This window comes from Phenylobacterium sp., from assembly GCF_037968635.1.
GTDB lineage: Bacteria > Pseudomonadota > Alphaproteobacteria > Caulobacterales > Caulobacteraceae > Phenylobacterium.
The window spans coordinates 1-2,968 of sequence record NZ_JBBKVV010000181.1 but is presented as its reverse complement, the minus strand read 5'-3'; the positions used below and the strand labels follow the sequence as shown (position 1 = coordinate 2,968).

The window sequence follows — 2,968 nt, the reverse complement described above, 5'->3', positions numbered from 1 at the left end:
GCCACGGAGAGATCGTCGGGCCGGGACCGGGAGGGGCGCGGCCGCAGCAGCGGACGCCGGTGGGCCACCACCTGGGGCGTCGCCACGACGCGGGGCGCCATGCTCACCTCGAAGACCGGAGAGCCTTCGTAACGCCGGAACTGGGCGTGGTTGGCCGTCAGGATCGCCAGGACGCCAACGTGGCCCAGAACTGAGACCGCTACGAGGACTCCCAACCTCCAGCGCCCCGCCTTCCACATGCCTCGTCCCGCCCCTTGAAACCTTGACCATAGAGGGCTGCGGCGGAAGGCGGTTTCATGTCCGAAAGCGGGCAGGCGGGCGCGCGACGGCCCATACGCTCGCAAACGTTGACGGCGGGGGGCTTGGCGAGTATGAACCGCGCTCCTTTCGAGGCCGGGGATTCGTCCCTCGCCCCGTTGAACGGCAAGTCCCGAAACGGACAGCCTGGCCCGCCGGAACGCGAACCAATGCGCGCCGGCGAGTTTTTGCGTTCAACGAGCCGGTTTCGAAAACTTTGAACACGGACCCCAACTGAGGCGCCACGGCCCAACGGCACACGCCTCCAGAGCAGAGAATAGATGCCAACAGTCAATCAGCTCATCCGCAAGCCTCGGCAGAACAAGCCGGTGCGCAACAAGGTGCCGGCCCTCAAGGGCTGCCCCCAGCGCCGCGGCGTTTGCACCCGCGTCTACACGACGACCCCGAAGAAGCCGAACTCCGCGCTTCGTAAGGTCGCCAAGGTGCGTCTGACCACCGGCATCGAAGCGGTGTGCTACATCCCGGGCGAAGGCCACAATCTGCAGGAGCACTCCGTCGTGCTCATCCGCGGCGGCCGCGTGAAGGACCTTCCGGGCGTCCGTTACCACATCCTGCGCGGCGTGCTCGACACCCAAGGGGTCAAGGACCGCAAGCAGCGTCGTTCGCTCTACGGCGCCAAGCGTCCTAAGTAAGGAATAAGAAGAATGTCCCGCCGCCGTCGCGCCGAGAAACGTCAAGTTCTGCCGGACCCGAAGTTCGGAGACCTGACGGTCACCAAATTCATGAACTACGTCATGTACGAAGGCAAAAAAGCCGTCGCCGAGAATATCCTCTACGGCGCCTTCGATATCCTCGAAGCCAAGCGCAAGGACCAGGGTCCCCTGGAAACCTTCCACTCCGCGTTGGAAAACGTGGCTCCTGGCATCGAAGTCCGCTCCCGCCGGGTCGGCGGCGCCACCTATCAGGTGCCCGTCGAAGTGCGTCCCGAACGCCGGAAGGCGCTCGCCATCCGTTGGCTGGTGACCGCCGCCCGTAAACGCGGTGAGAACACCATGACCGAGAAACTGGCCGGCGAGCTGCTGGACGCCTCCTCGAACCGGGGTTCCGCCGTCAAGAAGCGGGAAGACACCCACAAGATGGCCGAAGCCAACCGGGCCTTCTCGCACTACCGCTGGTAAGACAGCACGAACCATCCCTTTTCGGCGCGGGCGGTTTGAGTTAAACCGCCCGCGCTGTTCGTTCAGCCTATCCCGAACGCTTATTCCAGCAGAGCTTCCGCTATGGCCCGCGCGCACAAAATCGACGACTACCGTAACTTCGGCATCATGGCCCACATCGATGCGGGCAAGACGACGACCACGGAGCGGATTCTCTATTACACCGGCAAGAGCCACAAGATCGGTGAAGTCCACGATGGCGCCGCCACCATGGACTGGATGGAGCAGGAGCAGGAACGCGGCATCACGATCACGTCGGCCGCGACGACCGCTATCTGGAACGGTCACCGTCTGAACATCATCGACACCCCCGGCCACGTGGACTTCACCATTGAAGTCGAACGCTCGCTGCGCGTGCTCGACGGCGCGGTCGCGGTGCTCGACGGCAACCAGGGCGTGGAGCCCCAGACCGAAACGGTCTGGCGTCAGGCTGACCGCTACAACGTTCCGCGCATCGTGTTCGTCAACAAGATGGACAAGATCGGCGCTGACTTCGAAATGTGCCTGAAGACGATCCGCGATCGCCTCGGCGTGAAGGCGGTTCCGATCCAGCTGCCGATCGGTTCGGAAGCCTCTCTGAAGGGCATCGTCGACCTGGTCCGCATGAAGGCCGTGGTCTGGGACAATGACGGTCTGGGCGCGACCTATCGCGACGAAGAAATCCCGGCCGACATGCAGGCCAAGGCTGAAGAAGCCCGCCACTACCTGATCGAGAACGCTGTCGAGCTCGACGACGACGCGATGGAAGCCTATCTCGGCGGCGAAGAGCCCTCGATCGACGTCATCAAGAAGTGCCTGCGCAAGGCGGTTCTGACCGGCGCCTTCTATCCGATCCTCGCGGGCTCGGCCTTCAAGAACAAGGGCGTCCAGCCCCTGCTCGACGCCGTGGTCGATTACCTGCCGTCGCCGGTGGACATCCCGCCGACCCCGGGCATCGACTTCAAGACCGAAGAGCCGGTGGTCCGTAAGGCCTCCGACGACGAGCCGCTGTCGGTCCTGGCCTTCAAGATCATGGACGACCCCTTCGTGGGCTCGCTGACCTTCTGCCGCATCTATTCGGGCAAGCTCGAAACCGGTATGGGCCTGCTGAACTCCTCGCGCGACAAGAAGGAACGCGTCGGCCGCATGCTGCTGATGCACTCCAACAACCGCGAAGACATCAAGGAAGCCTTCGCCGGCGACATCGTCGCCTTGGCCGGCCTGAAGGACACCCGCACCGGGGACACCCTGTGCGATCCCCTGAAGTCGCCTGTCATCCTGGAAAAGATGGACTTCCCGGCGCCGGTCATCGAGATCGCCATCGAGCCGAAGTCCAAGGCCGACCAGGAAAAGCTGGGCGTCGCCCTAGCCAAGATGGTCGCCGAAGATCCGTCCTTCACCGTCTTCACCGACCAGGAGTCGGGCCAGACGGTCATGAAGGGCATGGGCGAGCTGCACCTCGACATCAAGGTCGATATCCTCAAGCGCACCTACAAGGTGGAAGCCAATATCGG

Annotated in this window: 4 protein-coding genes; 3 read left to right on the top strand and 1 reads right to left on the bottom strand. The window is 63.6% G+C overall.

The features are described 5' to 3' along the window. A partial coding sequence (locus tag AAC997_RS19450) for a hypothetical protein (protein ID WP_340647359.1) occupies positions 1-215 on the bottom strand: 215 nt, incomplete at its 3' end. A gap of 363 nt (positions 216-578) precedes the next feature. Between AAC997_RS19450 and rpsL the strand changes: the two genes are divergently transcribed. The 3 genes from rpsL to fusA all read left to right on the top strand — a co-directional run. Next, positions 579-950, top strand: coding sequence for a 30S ribosomal protein S12 (rpsL, locus tag AAC997_RS19445; RefSeq protein ID WP_111278705.1), 372 nt, complete (start codon positions 579-581; stop codon positions 948-950). A gap of 12 nt (positions 951-962) precedes the next feature. Continuing rightward, complete coding sequence (gene rpsG / locus AAC997_RS19440) at positions 963-1,436, top strand: 30S ribosomal protein S7 (RefSeq protein WP_215340976.1); 474 nt, start codon at positions 963-965, stop codon at positions 1,434-1,436. Positions 1,437-1,538: 102 nt separating this feature from the next. Continuing rightward, positions 1,539-2,968: elongation factor G (gene fusA / locus AAC997_RS19435; RefSeq protein WP_340647358.1), on the top strand; the 1,430-nt coding region annotated here is incomplete at its 3' end.

What these genes read in the sequence shown, in the direction of transcription:
- rpsL (WP_111278705.1), top strand. Translation starts at nt 579, where the DNA reads ATGCCAACAGTCAATCAGCTCATCCGCAAGCCTCGGCAGAACAAGCCG.
- rpsG (WP_215340976.1), top strand. Translation starts at nt 963, where the DNA reads ATGTCCCGCCGCCGTCGCGCCGAGAAACGTCAAGTTCTGCCGGACCCG.